We start from the raw sequence: 24615 nt of genomic DNA, 5'->3' as shown, positions 1-24615 counted from the left end.
GTCTTTAAGGCAGGTGACGGCCAATGACCCCCAACCCGATCGCGCCGCTTGTCGGCATCGTCATGGGTTCCCGTTCCGACTGGGAAACCATGCAGCACGCCGCCCAGAAGCTTGAAGCCCTGGGTGTTCCGTTCGAAGTGAAGGTGGTGTCCGCGCATCGGACGCCGGATGTGTTGTTCAGTTACGCCGAGCAGGCGGGCCCGCGTGGCCTGCGCGCGATCATCGCCGGTGCCGGCGGGGCCGCCCACCTGCCGGGCATGATCGCCGCCAAGACCGCGGTGCCGGTGCTGGGCGTGCCGGTGCAGTCCAAGGCCCTCAACGGCATGGACTCGCTGCTGTCGATCGTGCAGATGCCGGCCGGCATCCCGGTCGCCACCTTCGCCATCGGCAATGCCGGCGCGTCCAACGCCGCGCTGTTCGCCGCCGCGATGCTGGCCAGCGACCAGCCGGCGATCGGCCAGGCGCTTGACGCCTTCCGTGCACGCCAGACCGAAGACGTGATGGCCCACGACGATCCGCGCCAATGAGCCTGACCGTCGGCATCCTGGGCGGCGGCCAGCTCGCCCGCATGATGGTCCTGGCCGGTGCGCCGCTGGGGCTGCGCTTCCAGTTGTACGACCCGGCGGCCGACGCCTGCAGCGGCCCGCTGGCGCCGCTCACCGTCGGTGCCTTCGACGACCGCCAGGCGCTGGCGGAGTTCGCTGCCAAGGTCGACGTGGTCACCTTCGATTTCGAGAACGTGCCCGCTGACAGCGCGCAGTTCCTGGCCGACCGCGTGCCGGTCTATCCGCCGCCGGCCGCGCTGGCGGTGGCCCAGGACCGGTTGAGCGAGAAGACCCTGTTCCAGCAGTTGGGCATCCCGCTGCCGGCCTTTGCCGATATCCGCAGCCGTGACGAGCTGGCTGCGAAGGCGGCCGAGTTCGGCCTGCCGTGCATCCTCAAGACCCGCCGCCTGGGTTACGACGGCAAGGGCCAGTTCCGCCTGCGCAGCGAGGCCGACATCGACGCCGCGTGGGATGCACTGGGTGCGCAGGTCGAGCGTACCGGCCTGATCCTGGAAGGCTTCGTGGCGTTCCAGCGCGAGGTCAGCGTGGTCGCCGTGCGTGGCCGCGATGGCAGCTTCGAGGCCTGGCCGGTCACCGGCAACTGGCATGTCGACGGCGTGCTGTCGGCCAGCGTGGCCCCGGCCGTGCTGTCCGATGCCGAGCGGCAGGCCGCGATCGGCTATGCCCGCCGCGTTGCCGAGCACCTGCAGTACGTCGGCGTGTTCGCCCTGGAGCTGTTCTGCCGCGATGGCGAACTGCTGGCCAACGAGATGGCGCCGCGCGTGCACAACTCCGGCCACTGGACCATCGAAGGCAGCGAGACCTCGCAGTTCGAGAACCACCTGCGTGCCGTGCTGGGCCTGCCGCTGGGCAGCACCCGCATGCTCGGCCATGCCTGCATGCTGAACTGGCTGGGCGCGATGCCCGACCCGGCGCCGGTGCTGGGCCAGGCCAGCGGCCATTGGCACGACTACGGCAAGGAGTCGCGCGAAGGTCGCAAGGTCGGTCACGCCACGTTGCGCGATGATGATGCCGCCGCGCTGGCCGATGCACTGGACCAGGTCGGCCTGGAGCTGGGCCGTCAGGCCCAGGTGGCACCGGCGGTGCACGCGCTGCGCAACCGCTGAACAAGGGGGCCGGCCAGCGGCCGGCACGACCCTGTGTGGCTGCAACGGTGTGGCGCGCCAGTGCAGGCATCGGCGCAACATTCCCGGTGGTAGCGTGGGGCTCCTTTCACAGGAGTCACCCCATGCTCGACTGGAATGCCTATCGCAAGGAACTGAAGGGCCGCATCGGCGAGATCGGCAAGCTCTCGCCGGATACGGTGAAGGGCTACGCCACGCTGGCCAATGCCGGTGCCCAGACCAACCACCTCGATGCGAAGACCCGCGAGCTGATCGCGCTGGCGGTGGCGGTCACCACCCGCTGCGACGGTTGCATCACCGTGCACGTGGATGCCGCGCTGAAGCACGGCGCCAGCCGCGAGGAAATCGCCGAGGCGCTCGGTGTGGCGGTGTCGCTCAATGCCGGTGCTGCGCTGGTGTATTCGGCGCGGGTGATGGACGCGGTGGCCGCGCACGAGAGCGCTTGAAGCTTCATCTGTAGAGCCGAGCCCATGCTCGGCTGCTGTCCGGCCAGCCGAGCATGGGCTCGGCTCTACAGGGGGGGGCAGCGTCCCTGCCTCAGCGCAGCTGGCTTTCGGCGAATTCCCAGTTGACCAGCTGCCAGAACGCCTCCAGATAACGCGCGCGGTCATTCTGGTAGTCGGTGTAGTAGGCATGCTCCCAGACATCGCAGCACAGCAGCGGGGTGCTTTCACCCGTCAGCGGCGTGCCGGCATTGCGGGTCGCCTGGATGCCCAGCTGCCCGCCCGGGTGCTGCACCAGCCACACCCACCCCGAGCCGAACAGGCCCAGCGCGGTGCGGTTGAATTCCTCGCGCAGGCGCTGCACGTCGCCGAACTGGCGCTTGACCAGCTCGCCCAGGCGGCCCTGCGGTTCGCCGCCGCCTCGGGGGCGCAGGCACTGCCAGTAGAAGCCGTGGTTCCACGCCTGGGCAGCCGCATCGAACAGCTTTCCCTGGGCCTGGCGGACGATTTCCTCCAGTGACGCGTCTTCCCACTCGGTGCCGAGGATGCCGGCATTGACCGCATCCACGTAGGCGCGATGGTGGCGACCGTGGTGCAGTTCCAGGGTCTGTGCGGACAGGTGCGGCTGCAGTGAGCCGGACAGGTAGGGCAGGGCAGGCAATTCGACAGGCATGGACAGGTTCGTGGCCAGAGGGGCGGCGGCAGCCGGTTCCATCCGCTTACAATGGCGGCTACCGTGGGCAGTCTAGCCGACCACCGCGGTCGGTTTGTCCGGCGAAGCAAGGAGTGAGGTTGTGGCGGTAATGCAGCAAATCCAGGCCGAGGTCGATCGTTACCCGCTCGTGCTGTTCATGAAGGGCACCCCGCAATACCCGATGTGCGGCTTCTCCAGCCGCGCCGTACAGGCGTTGATGGCAGCCGGCGCGGTCACCCTGCGCACCGTCAACGTGCTGGAAGAACCCGAGATCCGCGCCAACCTGCCGCGGTTCTCCAACCTGCCGACCTTCCCGCAGCTGTTCATCAACGGCGAGCTGATCGGCGGCTGCGACATCGTCCTGGAACTGTTTGAAGCCGGCGAGCTCAAGCGCATCGTCGAAGAGGCGACCCAGGGATGAGTGCCTGGCCATCGACGTCACCGACCAACGGGGCGCTCGATGGCCGCCCGTTGCAGGATCGCGTGGTGCTGGTTGCCGGCGCCGGCGGTGGGCTGGGCAGTGCGGCGGCCGTTGCCGCCGCCGCCGCTGGGGCTACCGTGGTCCTGTTGGGGCGCAAACCGCGCCGCCTGGACCGTGTCTATGCCCAGGTCCAGGCGGTCGGCCCGGAACCACTGCTGTATCCGCTGGATCTTGAGGGTGCGGGCCCCGACGACTATGCCGAACTGGCCCAGGCCCTGCAGCGCGAGCTGGGGCGGCTGGATGGAGTGCTGGTCTGTGCCGCCCATTTCCCCGGATTGACCCCGTTCGAACTGGCCGACCCGGCCAGTTTCGCCCGTGCGGTGCATGTCACCCTGACTGCTCCGGCGTGGCTGGCCCAGGCCTGCCTGCCGCTGCTGCGGCAGCGCGAGGATGCCGCCCTGGTGTTTGCGGTTGATGCCTCCGAACGGGTGGGGCAGGCCTATTGGGGTGGGTACGGCGTTGCCCAGCATGGCCTGCGCGGGCTGATCACCAGCCTGCACGACGAACTCGGCCGCAGCCCGGTGCGGGTAAGCGGCCTGTATCCGGGCCCCCTGCGCACGGCGCTGCGCGCCCGGGCCTATTCCGTCGACCAGGACCCGGCCGCGCTGGGCCCGGAGGCGGCCGCCGCTGCGGCCGTGGCCCTGCTGTCCAGCGCTGGCAGCGCCTGGCGGGGCCAGATTCTCGATGCCAGCCAGGCATTCCCCGGTGAGTGAGTTCCGGGGAAAGGCGGAGTGAAGAACCCGTCACGATTGCGTTGCGATCCGGTGCCGTTTGTCGCACAACCGTCACATTGATGGCGTAGCGTGTTAATCTAGTGTTAACCGTTATGGCTGCCTTCAGCCAAGCGGTAGGGAACCCCAGATAAATCTCCGACCAGCCACCCGCAGGGCTGTTTGGATGCGCTTTTTTTCCGCCATCGCCAACTCGCATCGAGGCTACCGAAAAATGACCCACCCACTCCGGATGTCCAAGCTTACCCTTGGTCTCGTGGCCGCACTTGCCGCCGCTCCCGCCTTCGCCCAGAGCACCTCTGCTGGTGTCGGCGGCCAGGTGATGTCCGCCGCAGGCCAGCCTGTCGCCGGCGCTGAAGTCACCATCACCCACACCGAGTCGGGCACCGTTTCGCGCGCCACGACCGATGCGTCGGGTCGATACAACGCGCGCGGCCTGCGCGTGGGTGGTCCGTACACCATCACCATCACCAAGCCGGGTGCTGGCACCAAGACCGAAGAAGGTGTCTACCTGAACCTGAACCAGGTCAACACCGTCAACGCCAACCTGGGCGGTGACCTGGCTGCGACCAACCTGGACGCGGTGAACGTCGTCGCCACCGCGGGTGGCCTGGACCTGTTCAGTGCCAACAAGATGGGCACCGGCAGCAACGTGACCCGCGAAACGATGGACGCGCTGCCGTCGGCCAACCGCAACATCCAGGACTACATCCGCCTGGACCCGCGCATCTCGCAGGTCAGCAAGGCTGACGGCGCGATCTCGGCCGGTGGCCAGAACACCCGTTACAACGCCATCCGCATCGACGGCATCAGCGCCTCCGATCCGTTCGGCCTGGGCTCCAACAACCTGCCGACCGAGCGTCAGCCGGTGTCGATGGACGCCATCCAGGAAATCAACATCGACCTGGCCAACTACGACACCACCATCGCCGGTGGTACCGGTGCGGTGATCAACGCCGTGACCAAGTCGGGTACCAACGAGTTCCACGGCACCGTGTACGGCTCGTACCGCGACAAGGACATGATCCGTACGCGCCTGGAAGGTGACACCACGGACTTCAACGGCTTCAAGGACGAGAAGACCTACGGCATGACCCTGGGCGGCCCGATCGTCAAGGACAAGCTGTTCTTCTTCACCAACTATGAAAAGTACGAGCGTAGCGGCGGCGGCGTGAGCCTCGGCGAAACCCCGTACAACAAGCCGAACGGCATCAGCGACGCCGACATTGCCCGTGTGCAGAAGCGGATGTCCGATCTGGGCTACCCGGTTGGCGGCATCGGTGCGCTGGACAACAAGACCTCGATCGAAGAGTACGCGATCAAGCTCGACTGGAACATCAACGAGAACCACCGCGCGGCCCTGCGCTACAACAAGATGAAGCAGGACGTCGTCCGCTTCCCGCAGGTCAACAACAGCGCCATCTCGCTGAGCGACTTCTGGTACACCCAGCCGACCCAGTACGAAACCTGGATGGGTGAACTGTTCAGTGACTGGTCCGAGAACTTCTCGACCGAGTTCAAGGTTTCGCACAAGGACTACTCGTCCAACCGCGTTGCTGCCTCGCACCTGCCGCAGATCCGCGTGCGCTTCGGCAACAACTCGCTGTACCTGGGTACCGAGCAGAACACCCACACCAACATCGTCGAGTCGAAGGAACTGAGCGCCTTCGGTGCCGGTACCTGGTACATCGGTGACCACACCGTCAAGTTCGGTTTCGATTACACCGACAACGACCTGATGAACTTCTACGGCCGCAACCTGTACGGCGCGTACGAGTTCGCCGACCTGGCTGCGTTTGAAGCCGGTACCCCGTCGGCCTACCAGGTGCGCGTCCCGCGCGCCGGCGGCAGCGTTGACGACATCCCGGCCAAGTTCCACCTGAAGAACACCGGCCTGTTCATCCAGGACACCTGGGCGATCAACTACAACCTGAGCCTGATGTTCGGTATCCGTATCGACATGCCGGACTTCAGCACCCAGCGCCTGTACAACCCGCGCATCGAACAGCTGTACGGCTTCAACAACACCCAGCTGGTCGACAAGAAGCTGTTCCAGCCGCGCGTCGGCTTCAACTACACCTTCGACACTGATCGTCCGACCCAGCTGCGCGGTGGCGTTGGCCTGTTCGGCGGCGCTGCGCCGAACGTGTGGCTGGCAGGTGCCTACCAGAACACCGGCCTGAACTACTCCGAATACAACCTGACCCGCAACCCGGGTGGCTTCAGCTTCGACGCCGACAACCCGTACATCCCGAACCCGTCGCTGGCCTCGGCCCGCCAGAACGTCGACCTGATCGCTCCGGGCACCCGTCTGCCGTCGGTGTGGAAGGCCAACCTGGCGTTCGACCATGAGCTGCCGTGGTACGGCATCGTGGCGTCGGCTGAAGTGCTGTTCACCAAGGTCAAGGATGGTCTGTACTTCGACCGCCTGGACGTGATGTCCCCGAATGCCAACCGCTCGGTCGGCCAGGATGGCCGCGCGCTGTACTGGAACGACTACGGCATGAACGGTGCCAATGCCGGCCCGAACGGCATGCAGGCCGGCCAGAAGAATGGCCGCGCCTGCTCGGCGACCGACCTGACCTGCCCGGGTGGCCGCGTCAACCGTCCGGGTGACATCGGCGACGTGATCCTGCTGCGCAACACCGACAAGGGTCGTGGTTCGCAGGCTACCTTCTCGCTGGCCAAGCCGCTGACCGAGAACTGGGGCTGGTCGCTGGGTTACACCTACACCCAGTCCAAGGAAGTGAGCCCGCTGTCCAGCTCGCAGAACACCTCGAACTGGAACAACACGCTGAGCCTGAACGCCAACGACAACGTTGCGTACAACTCGCGCTACGCGATCAAGGACCGCATCACCGGCACCCTGGAGTGGAAGCACAACTTCTTCGGTGACAATGCCACCCGCGTTGGCCTGTTCTATGAAGGCCGTTCGGGCCGTCCGTACAGCTACGTCTACTACAACGACGTGAATGGCGACGGTGCCGGTACCAACGACCTGTTCTACGTGCCGAAGGGCCCGGGTGACGTGATCTTCACCGGTGGTGCCGACATGGAGAAGAAGTTCTTCGATTGGCTGGCGCAGAATCCGGAGCTCGAGGCCTACCGTGGCAGCGTGGTCCCGGCCAACTCGCACCGCGCCAAGTGGGTCAACAGCTTCGACGTCCGCATCAGCCAGGAATTCCCGGGCTTCGTGAAGGGTCACAAGGGTGAAGTCGCCCTGGACATCATGAATGTCGGCAACCTGCTGAACAAGAAGTGGGGCCTGATCGACGACTACGGCTTCTACGCCACCCGTCGCGTTGCCAACTACTCGGGTATCGACCCGGCTACCGGCAAGTACCTGTACAACTTCACCGGCCGTACCGACAATTCCTCGATCCAGGAAAACAACAACGACAAGGGCAACACCGCCGTGTCGCGTTGGTCGATGCAGCTGACCCTGAAGTACAAGTTCTGATCAATCAGAGCCTGAAGCAGTAAGTGAAAACGGCCGGGGAAACCCGGCCGTTTTCCGTTCAGGCGAAAGTCCTTGCAGGCCACTCTGCATCGGCGTAGCATCCAGATATGTGCGCGGTGCCAACGCCGCCGATGCGGTCCCGGAAAGGTGAACGCGGGGAGCACATATCCAACGGTCGGGCTTCCCGGCCGTTTTGCTTTTTAAGGGGGCGGCAGTACAGTCGGAAACCTTGAAGGAAGCGAAAAATTGGATATGACCACGAACGAAAAATCAGCCCGCGCACTGCCGGTGCAGGACGCGCGGATTTATCCGCGCGGCGGGCTGGATGTGCTGTCGCGGGCCGAAGTGGCCCGCCTGCGCGATGCCTCTGCCGGCGGCATGCATGAGCTGCTGCGCCGCTGCGCGCTGGCCGTGCTGACCAGCGGCAGTGCCTCCGACGATCCGCGCGCGGCGCGCGATCTGTATCCCGATTTCGACATCCAGGTGGCGCAGCAGGATCGCGGCGTGCGCATCGACCTGGTCAACGCACCGGCGATGGCCTTCGTCGATGGCGAGATCATCCGCGGCGTCGCCGAGCTGCTGTTCGCCGTGGTGCGTGACCTGGCCTACATGGCCATCGAGATGGGCCCGGCCTACGCGGCCGAGCTGGAGTCGTCCGAGGGCATCACCAACGCGGTGTTCGGCCTGCTGCGCAACGCGCGCATCCTCAACCCGGGCGACCCTAACCTGGTCGTGTGCTGGGGCGGCCACTCGATCTCGCGCGATGAATACCTGTACACCAAGCAGGTGGGCTACGAGCTGGGCCTGCGCGGCCTGGACATCTGCACCGGCTGCGGCCCGGGCGCGATGAAGGGCCCGATGAAGGGCGCCACCATCGCCCACGCCAAGCAGCGCCGTACCGTGACGCGCTACATCGGCCTGACCGAGCCGGGCATCATCGCCGCCGAGTCGCCGAACCCGATCGTCAACCACCTGGTGATCATGCCGGACATCGAGAAGCGCCTGGAGGCCTTCGTCCGCATCGGCCACGGCATCATGGTGTTCGCCGGTGGCGTCGGCACCGCCGAGGAGATCCTGTACCTGCTCGGCATCCTGCTGCGCGAGGAGAACAAGGACCTGCCGTTCCCGCTGATCCTGACCGGACCGACCGTGGCGGCGCCGTACTTCGAGCAGATCGACCGCTTCATCCGCCTGACCCTGGGTGACGAAGCAGCCGAGCGCTACGAGATCATCATCGGCGACCCGGTCGCGGTGGCGAAGAAGATGGCCAATGGCATCAAGCGCGTGCGCGAGCACCGCCTGGCGCAGAAGGACTCGTTCTTCTTCAACTGGTCGATCGAGATTCCGTGGGAGTACCAGCAGCCGTTCGTGCCGACCCATGAGGCGATGGCAGCGCTGGACCTGCACCACGGGCGTGCACCGCATGCGCTGGCGGCGGACCTGCGCCGGGCGTTCTCGGGCATTGTTGCCGGCAACGTGAAGGAAGACGGCATGCGCCGCATCGAAGAGTTCGGGCCGTTCCAGATCCATGGCGACCCGGACATGATGCAGGCTCTGGACGCGTTGCTGCGCGCTTTCGTCGAGCAGCGCCGGATGAAGATCTCCGGCGAATACCAGCCCTGCTACCAGGTGCTGGCCTGAGCCTGTGCCGGCGCGATGGGGATCGCGCCGGCCGGAGTGGGGCGGGGCGGGTCGTCAAGGCTTTGACGCCCGTCGCCCTGGATTGACCGTTCATCCTGCCGCCGCTTGCCGGTGGCAGGGCGATGGCCCATCGTGGCCATCAACACGCTGGGGAGCGTCCAATGTCTTTGCGCCGGCAAAACGGCTTCACGCTGGTCGAGTTGATGATCACGCTGGTCATCCTGGTCATTCTGGCCAGCATCTCCTATCCCAGCTTCCGCACCGCGATGCGCTCCAACCGCCTGACCACCACCAACAACGAGGTGATCGGCCTGTTGTCGCTCGCCCGCAGCGAGGCCATCCGCAACCGCCACGGTGGCGGGGTGTGCGGCAGCAGCAACGGTACGTCCTGCGATGGCGAGTGGAGCAAGGGCATGCTGGCCTGGGGCGACGTCGATGGCGATGGCTCCGTCAGCGGCAGCGAGAGCGTGCTGCGCTTCTCCAAGGGCAGCAGCAGCCTGGCGGTCGAGGCTCCCAGCCCGGCCGTCATCTCCTTCGACTCCCAGGGGCGCCGCCGCGCGTCCGCCGACCAGGTCGTGAGCCTGGTGCCGCAAGGCTGCAAGGCGGGTGACCCCATGCGGACCCTGATCGTCCTGTTCTCCGGTCAGGTCCGCTCCACCGCAGGAACCTGCAAATGAAACGTCGTCGTTCCGGCCTGGGCGGGCCCGCCCGCAGTCGTGGCTTCAGCCTGATCGAGGTGCTGATCGCGCTGCTGGTGCTGGCGTTCGGCCTGCTTGGCTTTGCGCTGCTGCAGACCATGAACGTGCGGTTCGTGCAGAGCGCCAGCCAGCGCACCCAGGCCACCAGCCTGGCCTACGATCTGATCGAGCTGATGCGCGTGCAGCGCAGCGAAACCCTCAACGGTGGCGAATACACCAAGGCCTCCTTCACCGCCGGCTCGGTCACCGCGCCGGCTGGCCCCTGCACCTGGCCCAACAGTGCCGACGTGACAGCCTCCAAGGCGAACGTGGCGCGCTGGCAATGCCAGGTGGTCAAGGTGCTGGGAGGCAAGGCCAGCGCCAACGTGACCGTCAATGATGGCCTGGTCACGGTGGGCATCGGCTGGGGAGACGAGCGATGGAACGCAGCCAATCCCGACAGCATCACCACGTTCACCCTGGTTACCCGTCTATGAAGCGCGCGCCTTCCGCTGCCAGCCATGCGGCTGGCCTCTCGCTGGTGGAACTGCTGATCTCGCTGGTCATCGGCCTGGTGCTGATGCTGGGCGTGACCCAGATCTTCATGGCTTCGCGGGCGGCCTCGCAGCTCTCCGAAGGCGTCGCGCGCACCCAGGAAAACGCTCGATTCGCACTGGAGTTCCTCGAGCGCGACATTCGGATGGCCGGGCACATGGGCTGCGTGAACGACCAGGCGCACCTGGTGCGCGCCCAGGACAGTGTCAAGGTCAACATTGCCGGCGTGAAGTCGGGTGATGGCAGCCCGATGGACTTCTCGGTGCCGATCCAGGGTTACGAGGCGCAGGGTACTGCGCCTGGCAACAAGCTGACCCTCGGCGCAAGCTGGGGAGCTGCCGGCAGCACGCCGTCGGCGATCACCAATCTGAAGCCCAAACCGCTGGGTGGCAGCGACATCATCGTGATGCGCTACCTGGCGCCGGAAGGCTCGCCGGTGCTGTCCATCGGTTCCGGTAATTCACCGGACATCACGATCGCCAAGGACGCGGCGGCCCGACTGTCGGCCGGTGCCGTCACCACGCCCTCGGCGTTTGCCGTGGCCGATTGCAGCAAGGTGGATGTGTTCGCCGGGAAAATCGCCGACAGCACGATCACGGCCAGCAAAGCCGATCTCTCGGCGTATTCGGCCAACAACGCGGTGACCATGGTCTATCGGGTGGAATCGATGGCGTACTACGTGGCCACCAATACCGCAGGCGAACCCGCGCTGTACCGCGCGCGTGGCGCTGGCGACAACACGTTCGGCACCGGTGAGGAGCTGGTGGAGGGCATTGAGAGCCTGCAGTTCCTCTACGGCCAGGATACCGAGACGGCAATCAGCAGCACCGCGCCGCCCACCGGAGTAATCGCCTTCCAGAAGACTGCCAGCGGGGTCAGCACCGGTACCGATGCCGCCGCTGTCGCTGCGTGGCGGCGGGTTGGCCTGGTGCAGTTCGGACTGCTGGTGCGCAGCCCGCAGCGGGCCGCGGCCGAGCAGGCCAATACGGCCGTGGCCCAGCTGGGCGTGCTCGGCGTTGGCTTCAATCCGCCCACGACCTACGACGATCGCTACCGTGCCTCCTACGAGGTGTCCGTGGCACTGCGCAACCGACTGTTCGGGAACTGACCCATGAAGCCCTCCGTCTCCCGTCGATTCCAGGGGCGTACGCAGCAGCGCGGTGCGGTGCTGTACGTGGCTCTGATGCTGTTGATCCTGCTGTCGCTGATCGGCGTGGTCGGCATGCAGGTGGCGAGCATGCAGGAGCGCATGTCCTCCAACTACCGGGCCGCCAACGTGGCGTTCCAGGCCAGCGAACGAGCGGTACGCGATGCCGAGCGGTCGATCGAGGAGATCGACAACAATACCGGCGATGGCGGCTCGTTGAAGGCTGACGCCATCAAGCGCATCTGCGATGACGGCTTCGATCCCACCCGCTGGGTGGGTGAGCAGAAACTGTCGGCGGCGCCGGTGGTCAGCGTGCGCCGCATCGACGCCTGCATCCAGGGCGAATCGACGCTGGGCATGGGCACGCCGGAAAGCGAAGAGCCCACCCGCGTCTACCAGATCACCGCGTTCGGCTCCGATCGCGATGCCGCCACCAGCAACGAGGGGACCTCCTCGGCGGCTGTCGACACTGTTTTCAAGCTTTGAGGAACCCGGTCATGGCGACCCGAAAGATCAAGATCCTGGCCGGCTCCGGGCTGTTGCTGGCGGTGGCTGGCGGCACCTGGCTTGCGATGAACCTGTTCGCCGCGCAGGCGCAGGGCACGTTGTCGCAGCACCCGATGAACCTGAAGGTCTCCGCGCCGCCGTCATTCATCATGGCGGTGGACGATTCGGGTTCGATGACCTTCCAGACCCAGTTCCCGGGGCAGGATGGTACGGCGTGCTGGAGCAACGCGCGCAAGAGTTTCTTCAAGTCGGCCGGCGTCCTGAACAAGCCGGATGACATCATCGCTTACGATTTGCGGAACAGGCCCTACAACGATGGGCAGTGCAATTATTTCTACCTGTTGCCGGGGCCGCGGATCAACACCAGCTATCTCGGAATCCCTGCGTTGGACGTGTTCGGGTTTGCCCGATCCGCTGCCTACAATCCAGCCTACTACGATCCCTCGATCCAGTATCAACCCTGGCTCCGTATCGTCAATGAGGCTGTTGAATCCTACCCGGCATCGATCGCCAGCGCTGCGCTCATTGATCCGCGCAACCAGAATGACAACAACTATGTCGTAAATGTATCGAGCAGCTACCTGGGAACTCGATCCTGGGATGTGCAACGCATGCAGGACGGCATGTATGCCCCGCCGGGCCAGCGATACATGACCGTATCCGACTCCGGGCGGTTCAGTTCCGTGCAGGAGAACAAATCTGGGAACTCATGGTCGTCCGCGGCCAACGCGTCGTTGGAGTACACGCCTGCGACGTTCTATATGCCCTTCAAGAGCGATGGCGACCCCTATCCGCAGTTGGCAGGAACGCCCAATGCCTACGCCAACGCGGGCAACAATCGGACCAAGGTCCTGGATGCCTGCGGCAAGGGTTGCCACATGTGGAAGTACGTGCTCACGGCAAGTGATGCGGCGGCAATGCAGAACTTCGCCAACTGGTTTACCTACTACGGAAACCGCAACCGCGCGATGATCGCGGGCATGACGCATGCGTTGAATGTCAACGATATGTATGTCGGCTATTTCAGGATCAACGATTTCCTGAAGTACAACAGCTCGACGGATGCTGCGAAGCGTCTAACGATCCAGGACATGAGCCTGATTGGTCAGAAGACTCAGCTGTATAACGACATGATCGCACTGACGGCCAGTGGTGGCACGCCAAACCGCAATGCGGTAAATGCGGCCGGCCTGCAGTTCATGCGAACCGACGATGCGGCCCCCATCAAGCTTTCCTGCCAGAAAAACGCGGTGATGCTGTTCACCGATGGCTACAGCAACAACGGCAACGGGTTCCCATCGAGTTCGATTCCCACCCCAGGGAATATTGACGGTGCCATGGGTGCCCCGTTCAAGGACAGCAACTCGGATACGATGGCTGATATCGCGGCGTACTACTACGTCAATCCGTTGCGCACCGATACAGCGATGCCCAAGGGCAATGTACCGGTGCCGGAGCAGTGTGCGACCAGTACAGACAAGTCGCTGGACTGCAACAAGGACCTGCACATCAACTTCTATGGGATCACCCTGGGTGCGCGTGGCAACCTGTTTGATCCGGACAAACAGCAGAATCCGTATACCGATTCGGCCATCTACAACAACTGGCCGGATCGCCAGAACGACAACCCCAGCACCGTGGATGACATCTGGCACGCCGCGACCAATACCCGTGGTGAGTACATCAACGCGCGTACTCCAGCAGACATCACCACGGCCATGCGCCGGGTGCTGTCGTCGGTCACCTCCGGGCCAGCGCCTTCGGGCAGCCAGGGCCTGACCGGCGCGCGTATCGGTACCGGGTCGCTGGCGGTCACGCCCCAGTTCGAAGTGGCCAACGAGGAAACCGATTGGTTCAGCCGCCTGAAGGCATCCAAGCTCGCGGTGAACGACAAGACGCAGCAGACCGAGTACACGCAGGTGTGGGAAGCGGCAGAGAAACTGGGCGCGCAGCGTTCGCGCACCATCGTCGCCACCAAGGGCAATGCTGCAGTTGACTTCAGCAGCACCAACATCGCCTTCACCGATCTCTGCAACAAGGACGAGAAGCAGTATCCCGGTATTGCGCGCTGTTCTGCGACCGAGGCTGAAAAGCTGGGCGGCGACATCGCCACGGCCATGGCCTATCTGCGCGGCGACGCATCACGCGAAGTACGCAACTCGGGGGGCATCTATCGCACCCGTACCACCGTGCTGGGCGACATCGTCAACTCCAGCCCGGTGATCAGTTCGCCCCGCGACGACTATGGCTACCAGCGCATCAGCACCGCGATGGCGACCTCGTATGCCACGTATCTGACCCGCAAGCGCAACAACGGCCGCTACATGGTCTATGTCGGTGCCAACGACGGCATGCTGCATGCCTTCGACGGTGGCATGAACGGCAGCGGCGTGAGTGACAGTGCCGGTGGCAGCGAGACCTTCGCCTACATCCCTGGAACTGCGCTGGGCCACATGGCCAACCTGCTGTATCCCTACGTGGCGGCCAACAAGTCCGACCAGCGCTTCCGTCATCGCTACTACGTGGATGGACCGATCGCGGTGGCGGACGCACAGATCGGTGGCAACTGGGCCACGGCGCTGGTTGGTACGGCGGGCGCCGGTGGGCGCTCGGTGTTCGCGCTGGATGTCACCACGCCATCCAGCTTCGGTACCGGCAATCGCCTGTGGGAAATCAGTGACGTGGCGCCGGGGCTCGATAGCACCGTGAAGGCGAATATCGGCCATGTCCTTGGCAAGCCGGTGATCGTGCCGGTGAAGGAAGGGACCGGGGTGGCGTGGAAAGCGATCTTCGGCAACGGTTACAACAGCCTCAGCCGCAAGGCCGTGCTCTTCGTGGTCGACCTGGGATCGGGCGCGGTGCGGATGATCACTGCTACCGAGGCCGCGGCGACTGCACCTGCCGGTGACAACGGCCTGGGCAACATCGTGGCCGTCGACCGTTGGCGCGCCGACAGCGCCGGCGGGACGGGGCGTGTACGTGGCCGCGACGGCCTGGCGGACACGATCTATGCGGCCGACCAGCGCGGCGCGCTGTGGAAGTTCGACCTGGAAAGCACGGCGACCTCGGTCACCACGCCGGTGTTCACCACGGCGCGCCAGACCAACAACAACAACCAGGTGTACCGCCAGCCGATTACCGGCGGCATGACCGCCGTGACCGGACCGGGTGGTGGCGTGATGCTGGTGCTGGGTACCGGCAGCTTCTCCTTCGACAATGATCCGCAGGATCTCACCGCGCAGTCGCTGTACGGTGTCAACGACACCAGCAAGGACCAGCCGGAGGCCACGATCGTGCCCGCCAATCTGCTGGCCTATACGGTGACCACCACCAACAAGTTGCGCACGGTCACGGCCACGCCCTTCTCCGGGGCGGCGCGCGGGTGGAGCATTGCATTGCCCGGCGCAGGTGAACGCTTTGTTGGTAATCCTGCCGTGGCGTCGGGAACGGTGTTCATGCCGACCTACATGCCCACCGCGGGTGGCCGTGGCTGTTCGACCGAGGGAAGCAACTGGCTGTTTGGCCTCAATCCGATCTCGGGTGTTGCATCGCTGGAGCAGGCGCGGGTCGGGTCCATTACCGGCACGCCCTACGGAGCGGGCACGGCCGGCGTCAGTCTCGACACCGGCGGCACCGCACCGGTGAAGGACGTCAATGTCTCGGTGATGCCGCGCCTGGCAAAGGGTGCCGATCGAGGCGGGCGCGCCTGCTGGATGGCGGTCAACGTGGCGGGTGCTCCGACGATGTACGTGCCTTATCCCTGCGGTCGCCAATCCTGGCGCCAGATCCAGTAACGAAGACATTCCCATGAGCCTGAACACTCTTTCCAGTACCCTGCGTCGTCCCGGCAAGCAGCACGGTTTCTCCCTCATCGAATTGATGATCGTGGTGATCGTGCTCGGCATCCTGGCGGCGATTGTCGTTCCGTCGTACCAGCAGTACATCCGCCAGTCGCACCGGGGCGTGGCCAAGGCGGACCTGGTGGAGTACGCGCAGCGTGCTGAGCGCTACTACTCGGTGAACAACACCTATTCGGGCTTCGCGCTGCCCAGCAAGGTGTCGCCGCGCGAGGGCGGGACCACACGCTACGCGATCACCTTCGATGGCAAGGCGTCCTCGTTCACGCTGACGGCGACGCCCCAGGGCAACCAGACCAAGGACAGCTGCGGGACGCTGGGCGTGGACCAGGCCAACCGCAAAACGGCCAGCGGCACGGTTTCCGATTGCTGGTAAATCAGGTGTTGATCTTCCTCTGATCGCCCAGTACAATGCGCCTCCCCGCCCGAATAGCTCAGCCGGTTAGAGCACTTGACTGTTAATCAGGGGGTCGTTGGTTCGAGTCCAACTTCGGGCGCCAGATACTGCAAAAGCCGCGAGAAATCGCGGCTTTTGTCTTTTTGGCCCGTCAGCAGGGGAGGGTGCGGTCGACACGCTCGCTGCGGATACGGCCGCCATTGTTGATGACCAACCTGCCATGCAGCCGGTTTCCTGCGCAGATGCGTAGTGTGAGATTGGCGCCGGGACTGCGCCCATCAGGCTGGAAGAACAGCAACGGCCGTCCACTGCTGGCCTGGGCGACGATTGCGATGTCGGTCCGGCCCTGGTGGTGGGTCAGGATGTCCTCGGCGGATGCCGGTGTCCCCCGATGCCTGCCGCTGCGATAGATGATCCAGCCGGTGCTCCAGTCGAGTGAGCACTGCTCACCGTCGTCGCTGGCGCACAGCCCGATCAATTCACGGCGCTTCAGAGCTTCGCTTCGGGCGCTGGAAAGACTGGCATGCAGGGCCAGTTGCAGGGCGTCGGCGCGATGCCGCAACAGCAGCGGATGCAGCGCGGGCCAACCCGCGGCCACCAGGACGGCAAGGACGGCGATCACCACCAGCATCTCGACCAGGTGCATGCCGCGTAGCGCCAAACGATTGGGACGGGGGATGTGGTGCATGGCTTCAAGCCTCTCGCCCCGGCAGCAGCGCCGCCATCAGGCACCGCCGCGCCAGCCTGCCCGGAAACCCCTCAGCTGGCCGTCACCCCTTGCCCCGTATACTTGTCCTCCCCGGGAACTGGCAACACCATGAGCGACCGTTTCGAACTCGTCTCGCCGTATTCGCCGGCGGGCGACCAGCCTGATGCCATCGCGAAGCTGACCAGCAACTTCGAAGCGGGCATCGCCAAGCAGACCCTGCTGGGCGTCACCGGCTCGGGCAAGACCTACACCATCGCCAACGTCATCCAGAACGTTCAGAAGCCAACGCTGATCATGGCGCCGAACAAGACGCTGGCGGCGCAGCTGTATGGTGAGTTCAAGGCGTTCTTCCCGCACAACGCGGTCGAGTACTTCGTCAGCTACTACGATTACTACCAGCCGGAGGCCTACGTGCCTTCGTCGGACACCTTCATCGAGAAGGACAGTTCGATCAACGAGCACATCGAGCAGATGCGGCTGGCCGCGACCAAGACCCTGCTGTCGCGCCCGGATGCGATCGTGGTGGCCACGGTGTCGGCGATCTATGGCCTGGGTGCGCCCGAGGACTATCTGTCGCTGCGCCTGATCCTGTCCAAGGGCGAGCGCATCGACCAGCGCGACCTGATCAATCACCTGACCCAGCTGCAGTACACGCGCAACGAGTACGAGCTTCAGCGTGGCACGTTCCGCGTGCGTGGCGAAGTGATCGACGTGTTCCCTGCCGAGTCGGACAGCGAAGCGCTGCGCATCGAGCTGTTCGACGGCGAGGTCGAGAAGATCACCCTGTTCGACCCGCTCACCGGTGAGACGATGCGCAACATGCAGCGGTTCACTGTCTACCCCAAGACCCACTACGCCACCACCCGCGAGCGCGTGCTGGCCGCGGTGGAAACCATCAAGGTGGAGTTGAAGGAACGGCTTGAGCAGTTGTATGCGGAAAACAAGCTGGTCGAGGCGCAGCGCCTGGCGCAGCGCACCCAGTTCGACATCGAGATGATGGCCGAAGTCGGGTTCTGCAATGGTATCGAGAACTACTCGCGGCACCTGACCGGCAAGAATGCCGGCGAGCCGCCGCCGACGCTGTTCGACTACCTGCCGCCGGACGCGCTGCTGGTCATCGACGAATCGCACGTGACCATTCCGCAGATTGGTGCCATGTTCAAGGGCGATCGTTCGCGCAAGGAGACCCTGGTCGAGTTCGGCTTCCGCCTGCCGTCGGCGCTGGACAACCGGCCGCTGCGTTTCGAGGAGTGGGAGGAGCGTTGCCCGCGCGCGATCTACGTGTCCGCCACGCCGGGCCCGTATGAGTACCGCGAGGCCGGCGACGAGATCACCGAGCTGGTGGTGCGCCCGACAGGCCTGATCGATCCGGTGGTGGAAATCCGCCCGGTGGGCACCCAGGTCGACGACCTGATGAGCGAGGCCAACGCGCGCATCAAGGCCGGTGACCGTGTGCTGGTCACCACGCTGACCAAGCGCATGGCCGAGAACCTCACCGAATACCTGACCGAACACGGCATCCGCGTGCGCTACCTGCACTCGGACGTGGACACGGTCGAGCGCGTGGAGATCATCCGCGACCTGCGCCTGGGCAAGTTCGATGTGCTGGTGGGCATCAACCTGCTGCGCGAGGGCCTGGACATGCCCGAGGTGTCGCTGGTGGCAATCCTCGACGCCGACAAGGAAGGCTTCCTTCGCTCCACCGGCTCGCTGATCCAGACCATCGGCCGCGCCGCCCGCAATGTGCGAGGCAAGGCGATCCTGTATGCGGACAAGGTGACCCGCTCGATGCAGGCAGCGATCGACGAGACCGACCGCCGCCGCGCCAAGCAGGTCGAGTACAACGAAGAACATGGCATCGTGCCGCGCTCGGTGGCGCGCCCTATCGTCGACGTCCTCGAAGGTGCGCGTTCGGATGCGGCGGAGAAGGAAGCCAAGAAGGGCAAGGGCAAGGGCAGGGCGGGTGTTGCCGAGGACGGAGCCGATTACCGCTCGCTCGGCCCGGCCCAGCTGGCGGCCCGTCTGAAGGCGCTGGAACAGCAGATGTACCAGCACGCCAAGGACCTGGAATTCGAGGATGCCGCACGCGTGCGTGACCAGATCCGGCAGCTGAAGGAAGCGAGTCTGGGCTGAACGCGGCGGTGCAGCATCTTCTTCACAAAAGTGTTGCGCTTCACGGCCGGCATCCGTAATATACGCGGCCTGCACCGACGCAATCGCGGACGTTCAGAAGCAAAAACGGGCGGTTAGCTCAGCGGTAGAGCACTACCTTGACATGGTAGGGGTCACAGGTTCGAACCCTGTACCGCCCACCACGAAGTCTCCGGAAGGGGGCTGTCGTGAACTGAAGAGCCCGGCCCTGGCGCCGGGTTTTTACGTAGCAGGGCCAGCTTTCGGGCGGCAAGAACAAGATGGGCGGTTAGCTCAGCGGTAGAGCACTACCTTGACATGGTAGGGGTCACAGGTTCGAACCCTGTACCGCCCACCACCTGGCTCCCGGTACTGCCGGTGCAGCGGTGGATCACGATGAAAGCCGGCCCTGGGCCGGCTTTTTCGTTTGCGATGGTTACCGGTGCCCGAGCGTCAGCGCTGGGCAACCCATTCGTCGATGCTGATCATGCGCTGCAGTCGCCAGTGGCCGTCCACGCGTTCCCAGACCTGCGCGAAACGTGCTGAACCGGCCTGATGCTGCTGGCCGCCCGCAGGCGGGCGCTGGTTGCCCACCCGCAGCACGCGGTCCTGGCGCAACCGGAACAACTGCAGGGCCGTCGGCTCATGTGCCGGGGGCATGCCCGCACGCCCGGCGTCGGCCTGCAGGATCTGGCTGCGCAGGGAGGCATCCCCGGCGTCGGCATCGCGGCCGAACAGGCCAGCGCACAACAGCAGCAGGGCAAGCATCGGCATGGCACGGTGCTCCGGAGAAGGGAGTCCAGCGTGGCACTGCCCCCTGCGCTGTGAAACCGGTATGCGACGAAAGCCGGTAAAGCGTGCGCCAAGTCGATGCGGGAAGGATGAATCCGGGCCGGGAAGTGCCGGGCCGCGCATCACGGCGGCCCGGCGTGGTGGGCCACTGCGGGGTGGCCCGGTCATGGCCGCGGCGCTGGCTCAGCTCCGCGGCGGGTGTGGCAGGTCAGCGATGCCGCCCCCATGCACGGATCCGGTTACAGCGGGTCGCAGCACAGCAGCTGGCCGTGCTTGCCCGCGTTGCCGAACGGGCACTGCGGGTGCGGTTCGCAGCCCGGTGCATATCCGGTCTTGGGCGAGACGGCGAAGGCCTGGCTGGCGCCGAAGGCCATGGCCGCGACAACGACGATACCGGCGACGGACGAAAGCACTTTCTTTCCGATCATGTGTATCTCCTTGGTTGGCGTTGTGGAGTTGCAGTTGCCGAAGGCACGGGAGTGCCGGTTGTGGCGCGAATGCAGTAACAGGGCGCCGCGACGTGATGCGCGGCATGCGGGATCAGGGCAGCGCCGGCTTCGGCGCGAGCGACGCGACGGCGGCCTGCACGACCTGGGCGTCGAGCTGCCCGACATGCTTGTAGGCAACGCGGCCATCGGCGGCCAGCACCATCAGCATCGGCGTGACAGTGGCGCGATAGCGCGTGGACGCAGCGGCTTCGTTGTCGATGGCGATCGGGAAGCGCAGTGCATGCTTGCCGGCGTAGTCCGCCAGCCGGTCGTATGGCGGCAGGCCGACACCGACCAGTTCGCTGTTGCCGCGGGCCGCGGCGATCTGCTGCAGCTGCGGTACCGAGGCCAGGCAGTAGCGGCATGCGGTGGAGAAGAAATAGAGGATCTGCGGAACGTCGCGCGCACCGCCGATATCGACGAAGGTCTGCTGCGTGGTGCGCAGCGACAGTGCATCCGGGCGACTGCCCAGCTCGAGGCCGTGTGCTTCAAGGCGCATGTCCTGAAGCTGAGCGGCCATCTGCTCGTTGATCTGTCGCAGCTGGCGGTTCTGCCATCCGAGCGCGATGACCAGCACGGACAGCAGCAGGGCGACAACAGGGAACAAGGCGCGCTTGAGCATCGATCATCCTTGAACGCAGCGTTGGGTCGAACATACCCGAACTGGCGCGCAGGGTGTTAAGCGGATGTTCTCGGCACATCCACCGATGACGGGCCTGTACTAGAGTGATGCCCGCGCAGGCATGCGTGCATACCCTCCACCCATCACCAGGGTCTTTCACCGATGAGCGATCATGTGCCGGTTTCCAGGCCCAATCCGTTCTTTGAACTGCTGTTCGGCGGCAACATGCTGGAAGGTACGTTCAAGGCAGTAATCTGGGTCGCCCTGTTGTCCGCTGTGCTGGCCTGGACCACGTTCCGCTGAGCGGGTGCGCGGCACTGCAGCATCGTTGCCGATGGCCTGCGCTCAGGCGCTGAAGGCCTGGCGCAGGCTGCGCAGGGTGGCCTGCCGATGCTCTTTCGCGCTGGCCTCGCCCATCTCCAGTTCCTGCAGGCGCAGCCCGACCAGAGTCATCGACAGCGCGTATCCCCGGGCCGCGTCGGCAACGCGCGACTGGCCGAGCGCGCGGCGTGCAAGCGCGCTCACGTGCTCAAGGTCGGGCATCAGCCCAAGGTAGGCGCGCTCGGCGCTGTCCAGATCGGGGGCTCGCAGGATCGCGTGTGCTTCGGAGGTGGGGGAGACGGAGGCCATGGGGGGTCCTTGTCCGTAGCGGGCGCTCGTTCAGAACGAGCGCATCAGGGAAATGAAGGCCGACGACTGTGTGCCGCGTCGTGCCATCGGGCTGTCCTTCACTGCATCGCCGAACCACTGGTTGGCAACCACACCGGTCGCGCGCCACTTCGTGCCCAGGGGCGTGCTGACGGCGATCTGCAGGCTTGGCGATGTCGTGCTGCCCGGCTGGTAGGCGGCCAGTCCGGAGCGCAACGCTTCCTCATCGCTGATGCCGTAGTAGTAATCCAGCAAGCGTGCGCTGGAGTGCACCACGCCCACCTTGGGGAGCCAGGTGAAGCGGCCGGCCTGGATCTGATAGCTGTAGTGCAGGCGCGATTCGAAACCGCCGCCGTGGCCGGTGATCTCACGCATCACCCCGGCTTCGACGATGCCCCAGTCGGCGCTGTATTCGCCGTTGATGCCGGCCATGGCCGACATCTGCCGGCTGTGCAGGCGGCGCAGCTGCGGATCATTCACGTCATCGGTCTTGAAGCGCAGCGTGTAGGGCGTGACCGCCGTCGAAAGGCGCAGGCCCTGGCCCTTGTACAGATACATCCCCAGCGAGCCGGGGCTTGCGAAGAAGCGCTGGCCCTGCCAGGCAATGGACGGGACCACCAGCGGCTTGACGTCGTAGTGCGCATACGCGCCCGAGGTTGCGCCAGCACTCATGCCGGCCTGCACGCCCGGGTTGCGGTCGGCGGCCTGCGCGAACACCGGCAGGCCGAAGGCAGCGGAGAACAGCAGCGGGCGCAGCAGGGTCGGGGACAGTGACGGCATCGATCAGCGACTTTGCAGGGGATGGCTGCGCATGGTGGGGGAGCAACATTGTCAGAACATTGCGTCGGCGCATCCGGCAGGCCGAAGCGGAAAAAGTGGGCGCCAGGCACTATGATCGGCACCGTTTCCGGAAGCCGAGCCCCCGATGCGCATCCTCCTGGTCGAAGACGATCCTGATCTGTCCCGAGCCCTGCAATCGGGACTGGAGCGGCAGGGCGTGGTCGCCGATGTGGTTGGTTGCCTGGCCGAAGCCGCCATCGCGCTGCGCGAACCCGTGCACCAGCTGATGCTGCTCGACCGCCAGTTGCCTGATGGCGATGGCGCGGGCTTCGTTGCCGTTGCGCGGGCCCTGCGCCCGAACCTGGCGGTGATCATGCTGACTGCCAAGGGCACGCTGTCGGACAAGGTCGAGGGCCTGGATGTCGGCGCCGATGACTACCTGGTCAAGCCGGTGGCGATCGAGGAACTGATGGCGCGCATCCGTGCGGTGTCGCGGCGGCCCTCTGCGATGGTGACACCCAGCCTGCGACTGGGCCGGCTGGAATTCGATTTCGAATCGCTGCAGGCGCAGGTCGATGGCCAGCTGCTGGCGCTGCCGCGGCGGCAGGTGCTGGTGCTGCAGGCGCTGGCGATGCGGCAGGGACGCACCGTCACCCGCAGTGCGCTGGAGGCAGCAGTGTACGGCTTCGATGACGAGATCCAGTCCAATGCACTGGATGCGCATATCTCCAAGCTGCGCAAGGCGCTGCAACAGGCGGGGGCCGGCGTGGAGATCCATGTGATCCGCGGTGTCGGCTACCTGCTGGCGGAGGCCTGAGATGGCACGTCCGATCCGCTCCATCACCCTGGGCCTGGCCTGGCGCCTGTTCCTTGCACAGGCCTTCACCGTGCTGTTCGCGGTGGTCGCGTTGATCCTGACCTGGGGTGACAAGGACACCTGGGGCATGGACATGTTCATGGCCGAGGCAGTGGCCAAGGCGGTGCACAGTGAGGGTGGCCGGCTGGTGCTGGACCAGGCGCGCTGGGAAAAGCTCGATGCCAGTGCAGGCGGCAACCTCTGGTTCGCGGCAGTCGACGACAAGGGTGCCTGGCTGGAGCGCGGCACGATTCCGGCGATCCACGCGCCGCTGCTGGCGCGGTTGCCGACGCTGGGCGCGACCGAACTTGGTTCGCTGGTGCCGCCGTACCTGGATGTGGCGCGGGTGATGATCCGCAACGAAGAGGGGCGCCGCATCACGGTGATGGTCGGTGGCGCTCCAAAGGGCGGGTTGCTGGATGGCGCGCTGATGGTGCTGCGCCTGATCGGCCTGTGGTTCTTCCTGCCGTTGATCGTGGTCACGCTGCTTGTGATGCCGACGGTGATCCATCGCGCGATGCGCGGCGTGCGCCGCTCCGCGCAGCAGGCCAAGGAACTGGACATCGGCCAGCCGGGCGCGCGCCTGGATGCGCAGCTGGTGTCGACCGAGGTCGCACCACTGGTGGAAGCGTTCAACGATGCGATCGACAAGGTGCAGCAGGGCTATGCAGCACGCGACAAATTCCTCGCCGATGCCGCGCATGAGCTGCGCGTGCCGATCGCGGTAGTGCAGGCGCGCCTCTCGCAGCTGCCGCAGGGTGAACTGAAATCGCAGTTGCTGACCGATGTCGCCCGCCTCGGCAACGTGGCCGAGCACCTGCTCGACCTGCAGCGGCTCGACCGCAATGTCGGCGCGCTGCAGCGGCTGGACCTGGCGTTGCTGGTGCGCGAGGCGGCCGCCGATCTGGCGCCGCTGGTGGTCGGCGCCGGTTATGGCTTCGAGGTGGATGCGCCGGAGTCGCCCGTGTGGATCCATGGCGACAGCCTGGCGCTGGGGCGGGTGATCGCCAACCTGGTGCACAACGCCATCGTCCATGGTGGCGGGCGCGGCATCATCTGCGTGCGCCTGGATGCACGCGGCCTGCTGGAGGTCAGCGACCAGGGCGCCGGCATTCCGGTCGGTGACCGCGAAGCGATCTTCGAGCCCTTCCACCGCCTGCGTGCAGCCGGCAGCGGCAGTGGCCTGGGCCTGCACCTGGTGAAGGAAATCGTGCAGCACCACGGTGGCTCGGTCAGCGTCGGTGAAGCGGCGGGCGGCGGCGCCAGCTTCAGGGTCAATTTCCACCGCGGTACCGTACGGCGCTGACAGG

General features: G+C 65.4%; 24 protein-coding genes and 3 tRNA genes. 20 read left to right on the top strand and 7 right to left on the bottom strand.

Features of this window, described 5'->3' with window-relative positions:
• Window positions 1–23: 23 nt before the first annotated feature.
• From purE to ACZK0Z_RS15450, 3 genes are all read left to right on the top strand, one after another.
• Entirely contained in the window at window positions 24–527 is a 504-nt protein-coding gene (purE, locus tag ACZK0Z_RS15460; RefSeq protein ID WP_005412808.1) for a 5-(carboxyamino)imidazole ribonucleotide mutase, read from the top strand.
• Window positions 524–1672: a 5-(carboxyamino)imidazole ribonucleotide synthase gene (locus ACZK0Z_RS15455; protein ID WP_049432564.1), complete on the top strand. Its 1149-nt coding sequence runs from the start codon at window positions 524–526 to the stop codon at window positions 1670–1672. The genes purE and ACZK0Z_RS15455 overlap by 4 nt, the downstream gene beginning before the upstream one ends.
• A gap of 122 nt (window positions 1673–1794) precedes the next feature.
• The gene (locus ACZK0Z_RS15450; protein WP_004152082.1) at window positions 1795–2136 is read left to right on the top strand and encodes a carboxymuconolactone decarboxylase family protein; all 342 of its coding nucleotides are present in this window, start codon (window positions 1795–1797) and stop codon (window positions 2134–2136) included.
• A 91-nt stretch (window positions 2137–2227) separates the two neighbouring features.
• Here the strand turns inward: ACZK0Z_RS15450 and ACZK0Z_RS15445 are convergent, their stop codons facing one another.
• A complete protein-coding gene (locus ACZK0Z_RS15445) occupies window positions 2228–2806 on the bottom strand; it encodes a superoxide dismutase (protein ID WP_049432595.1) in 579 nt (192 codons plus the stop codon).
• Between the two features lie 121 nt (window positions 2807–2927).
• Between ACZK0Z_RS15445 and grxD the strand changes: the two genes are divergently transcribed.
• The 11 genes from grxD (at window position 2928) to ACZK0Z_RS15390 (ending at window position 16383) form a co-directional block, all read left to right on the top strand.
• On the top strand, window positions 2928–3248 hold the full coding sequence (gene grxD / locus ACZK0Z_RS15440; protein WP_005408852.1) for a Grx4 family monothiol glutaredoxin: 321 nt from the start codon (window positions 2928–2930) through the stop codon (window positions 3246–3248).
• Window positions 3245–4021, top strand: coding sequence for an SDR family NAD(P)-dependent oxidoreductase (locus ACZK0Z_RS15435; RefSeq protein WP_197632304.1), 777 nt, complete (start codon window positions 3245–3247; stop codon window positions 4019–4021). The genes grxD and ACZK0Z_RS15435 overlap by 4 nt, the downstream gene beginning before the upstream one ends.
• A 232-nt stretch (window positions 4022–4253) precedes the next feature.
• A complete protein-coding gene (locus ACZK0Z_RS15430) occupies window positions 4254–7499 on the top strand; it encodes a TonB-dependent receptor (protein ID WP_414490846.1) in 3246 nt (1081 codons plus the stop codon).
• A 252-nt stretch (window positions 7500–7751) separates the two neighbouring features.
• Complete coding sequence (gene ppnN / locus ACZK0Z_RS15425) at window positions 7752–9140, top strand: nucleotide 5'-monophosphate nucleosidase PpnN (protein WP_197632306.1); 1389 nt, start codon at window positions 7752–7754, stop codon at window positions 9138–9140.
• 161 nt (window positions 9141–9301) lie between these two features.
• Window positions 9302–9817 (top strand): GspH/FimT family pseudopilin, encoded by a 516-nt coding sequence (locus ACZK0Z_RS15420; protein ID WP_043034372.1) that lies wholly within the window; start codon window positions 9302–9304, stop codon window positions 9815–9817.
• On the top strand, window positions 9814–10314 hold the full coding sequence (gene pilV / locus ACZK0Z_RS15415; RefSeq protein ID WP_106549010.1) for a type IV pilus modification protein PilV: 501 nt from the start codon (window positions 9814–9816) through the stop codon (window positions 10312–10314). The genes ACZK0Z_RS15420 and pilV overlap by 4 nt, the downstream gene beginning before the upstream one ends.
• Window positions 10311–11480, top strand: a complete 1170-nt coding sequence (locus ACZK0Z_RS15410) for a PilW family protein (protein ID WP_049432579.1) — start codon at window positions 10311–10313, stop codon at window positions 11478–11480. Before pilV ends, ACZK0Z_RS15410 begins: the two co-directional genes overlap by 4 nt.
• A 3-nt stretch (window positions 11481–11483) precedes the next feature.
• A complete protein-coding gene (locus ACZK0Z_RS15405; protein ID WP_005408859.1) occupies window positions 11484–12005 on the top strand; it encodes a pilus assembly PilX family protein in 522 nt (173 codons plus the stop codon).
• 11 nt (window positions 12006–12016) lie between these two features.
• Window positions 12017–15820, top strand: coding sequence for a PilC/PilY family type IV pilus protein (locus ACZK0Z_RS15400; protein ID WP_197620509.1), 3804 nt, complete (start codon window positions 12017–12019; stop codon window positions 15818–15820).
• A 13-nt stretch (window positions 15821–15833) separates the two neighbouring features.
• Entirely contained in the window at window positions 15834–16259 is a 426-nt protein-coding gene (locus tag ACZK0Z_RS15395) for a type IV pilin protein (RefSeq protein ID WP_049432588.1), read from the top strand.
• Window positions 16260–16306: 47 nt separating this feature from the next.
• Window positions 16307–16383 (top strand) — tRNA-Asn (locus ACZK0Z_RS15390).
• Between the two features lie 48 nt (window positions 16384–16431).
• Here the strand turns inward: ACZK0Z_RS15390 and ACZK0Z_RS15385 are convergent.
• Window positions 16432–16926: a GspH/FimT family protein gene (locus tag ACZK0Z_RS15385; protein ID WP_111203395.1), complete on the bottom strand. Its 495-nt coding sequence runs from the start codon at window positions 16924–16926 to the stop codon at window positions 16432–16434.
• Window positions 16927–17097: 171 nt separating this feature from the next.
• Here ACZK0Z_RS15385 and uvrB point away from each other — a divergent pair, with 171 nt between their 5' ends.
• From uvrB to ACZK0Z_RS15370, 3 genes are all read left to right on the top strand, one after another.
• Window positions 17098–19122 (top strand): excinuclease ABC subunit UvrB, encoded by a 2025-nt coding sequence (uvrB, locus tag ACZK0Z_RS15380; RefSeq protein ID WP_049432592.1) that lies wholly within the window; start codon window positions 17098–17100, stop codon window positions 19120–19122.
• 107 nt (window positions 19123–19229) lie between these two features.
• Window positions 19230–19304 (top strand) — tRNA-Val (locus ACZK0Z_RS15375).
• 98 nt (window positions 19305–19402) lie between these two features.
• A tRNA-Val gene (locus ACZK0Z_RS15370) sits at window positions 19403–19477 on the top strand.
• Between the two features lie 95 nt (window positions 19478–19572).
• Here ACZK0Z_RS15370 and ACZK0Z_RS15365 read toward each other — a convergent pair.
• The 3 genes from ACZK0Z_RS15365 to ACZK0Z_RS15355 all read right to left on the bottom strand — a co-directional run bounded on the left by ACZK0Z_RS15365 (window position 19573) and on the right by ACZK0Z_RS15355 (window position 21021).
• On the bottom strand, window positions 19573–19893 hold the full coding sequence (locus ACZK0Z_RS15365) for a hypothetical protein (RefSeq protein ID WP_100443626.1): 321 nt from the start codon (window positions 19891–19893) through the stop codon (window positions 19573–19575).
• 257 nt (window positions 19894–20150) lie between these two features.
• Window positions 20151–20339, bottom strand: a complete 189-nt coding sequence (locus ACZK0Z_RS15360) for a hypothetical protein (protein ID WP_005408865.1) — start codon at window positions 20337–20339, stop codon at window positions 20151–20153.
• A 112-nt stretch (window positions 20340–20451) separates the two neighbouring features.
• Window positions 20452–21021, bottom strand: coding sequence for a redoxin family protein (locus ACZK0Z_RS15355; protein ID WP_197632307.1), 570 nt, complete (start codon window positions 21019–21021; stop codon window positions 20452–20454).
• A 162-nt stretch (window positions 21022–21183) separates the two neighbouring features.
• On the opposite strand from ACZK0Z_RS15355, the gene ACZK0Z_RS15350 reads away from it, so the two are divergent.
• Window positions 21184–21324 (top strand): hypothetical protein, encoded by a 141-nt coding sequence (locus ACZK0Z_RS15350; protein ID WP_005408867.1) that lies wholly within the window; start codon window positions 21184–21186, stop codon window positions 21322–21324.
• A 42-nt stretch (window positions 21325–21366) separates the two neighbouring features.
• On the opposite strand, the gene ACZK0Z_RS15345 is transcribed toward ACZK0Z_RS15350, so the two are convergent.
• Together ACZK0Z_RS15345 and ACZK0Z_RS15340 are read right to left on the bottom strand one after the other, a co-directional pair.
• Window positions 21367–21651 (bottom strand): hypothetical protein, encoded by a 285-nt coding sequence (locus ACZK0Z_RS15345; RefSeq protein WP_049432529.1) that lies wholly within the window; start codon window positions 21649–21651, stop codon window positions 21367–21369.
• Between the two features lie 30 nt (window positions 21652–21681).
• On the bottom strand, window positions 21682–22449 hold the full coding sequence (locus ACZK0Z_RS15340; RefSeq protein WP_197620513.1) for a MipA/OmpV family protein: 768 nt from the start codon (window positions 22447–22449) through the stop codon (window positions 21682–21684).
• Window positions 22450–22594: 145 nt separating this feature from the next.
• On the opposite strand from ACZK0Z_RS15340, the gene ACZK0Z_RS15335 reads away from it, so the two are divergent.
• Window positions 22595–23266, top strand: a complete 672-nt coding sequence (locus ACZK0Z_RS15335; protein ID WP_033833867.1) for a response regulator transcription factor — start codon at window positions 22595–22597, stop codon at window positions 23264–23266.
• A gap of 1 nt (window position 23267) precedes the next feature.
• Window positions 23268–24611 carry a sensor histidine kinase gene (locus ACZK0Z_RS15330; RefSeq protein ID WP_049432522.1) on the top strand — a complete coding sequence of 448 codons (1344 nt, stop codon included), beginning with the start codon at window positions 23268–23270 and terminating at the stop codon, window positions 24609–24611.
• The last annotated feature ends 4 nt before the right edge of the window (window positions 24612–24615 follow it).

The organism is Stenotrophomonas sp. 116085_Sma (assembly GCF_056479585.1).
Note: the sequence above shows the minus strand (reverse complement) of the source record. Positions and strands in the feature narration are given on the sequence as shown.